The 1,221-nt window shown below is 44.9% G+C and carries 2 protein-coding genes; both read right to left on the reverse strand.

Annotated elements, in window-relative coordinates:
* Positions 1-134 precede the first annotated feature (134 nt).
* On the reverse strand, positions 135-617 hold the full coding sequence (locus HMPREF3096_RS01895) for a GNAT family N-acetyltransferase (protein ID WP_003026803.1): 483 nt from the start codon (positions 615-617) through the stop codon (positions 135-137).
* The gene (locus HMPREF3096_RS01900; RefSeq protein WP_003026799.1) at positions 605-871 is read right to left on the reverse strand and encodes a type II toxin-antitoxin system TacA family antitoxin; all 267 of its coding nucleotides are present in this window, start codon (positions 869-871) and stop codon (positions 605-607) included. The genes HMPREF3096_RS01895 and HMPREF3096_RS01900 overlap by 13 nt, the downstream gene beginning before the upstream one ends.
* Positions 872-1,221 lie beyond the last annotated feature (350 nt).

The raw sequence follows: 1,221 nt of genomic DNA on the forward strand, positions 1-1,221 counted from the left end.
CACAGGCGGACATTACTATTGAGCCATTACAACCTTAGTGCGCTTAACAAAGATTATGTTAAATATTAAAATAAATAACATAAAAATCAATATGTTAAGAAGGTAACCAGCTACTTTCCCATTCCAGCAACCAGTCATGGAAGCTTTAGAAACAGAGTCCTCTCATGAGTTTGTGATGCCTTAAATCCATGGTGAGCATAGAAACCTTTGGCTTCTTCAGTAAGCGCATGAACCATTATCGCACGAACCCCAATGTTCTCAGCTACGCGATAACACCGTAGAACTGCATCGTGGAGTAAATCGGCGCCAACCCCTTTTCCGTGCAATGAGACATCTACCGCCAGGCGAGCGAGTATAATCACCGGTATAGGATCTGGCATGTTACGCCGAAGACTACCTGTCGCTTCCGTATGGTTAACGCTACCGGTGGCCAAAGAGTAAAAACCAGCTACTTGCTTCGTACCCGTCTTGCAAACAACGAACGTTCGGGCAGCGCCAAGAGCTTGATTTTTTAAACCTCTCTGTTTTAGCCATTCATCGAGGACTGTCTCTCCACTGACGAACTCAGCCAGCTGATGAGAGCTGGATAACGGCTCGGGCGTGGTTATACGTCCCACTGAGGTTTCCTTGCCAGTAGTTTATTAATGGCGGGCTCATCCTCGACTGGTGCATCGAGCATATCGATGAACTCTGCATACTGTTCGTCGTTAAAATTGAAAACACGGCGATCAAGGATCACATTCTCCGCAGCCTTGCAGGCCATCTCCAGGATAAAGTCGGTTCGCGATTTATGAAGGATCTCTGCAGCAGCATCGATGAGTGCTCTCTGAGACTCTTTAGCTCTTAGGTTGAGTTGAACATCTGATTTCATACACACCTCTCTTGTATAGCAATTGATATACAAGAATAACACAACACGAACGTATAGCAAATGCTATACACTTCAAAGTACCGATAATGCGTTTTATGTTAAATATCAGTTACTTGAATAGATTTCGTAACATAAGTTGATGTGTTTGTCGTGTCATGACAGCACAATCAGGGATGTCATCCCCTAACGAGGCAAGGACTAAGTTAATGAACAGAACAGATTAAGAAGTACAGACTCGCTGGCTTGAGAGCCGGCAGCCTGAAGATCGTACCTGTAATGAAGCGGAACAATTTTCGGATGAATGCTGGAAGAACGGTCTGCGGCTGGATAAAAGCCCGTCTGTGCACTAT

Source organism: Klebsiella sp. HMSC25G12 (genome assembly GCF_001807705.1).
GTDB classification, from domain to species: domain Bacteria; phylum Pseudomonadota; class Gammaproteobacteria; order Enterobacterales; family Enterobacteriaceae; genus Klebsiella; species Klebsiella variicola.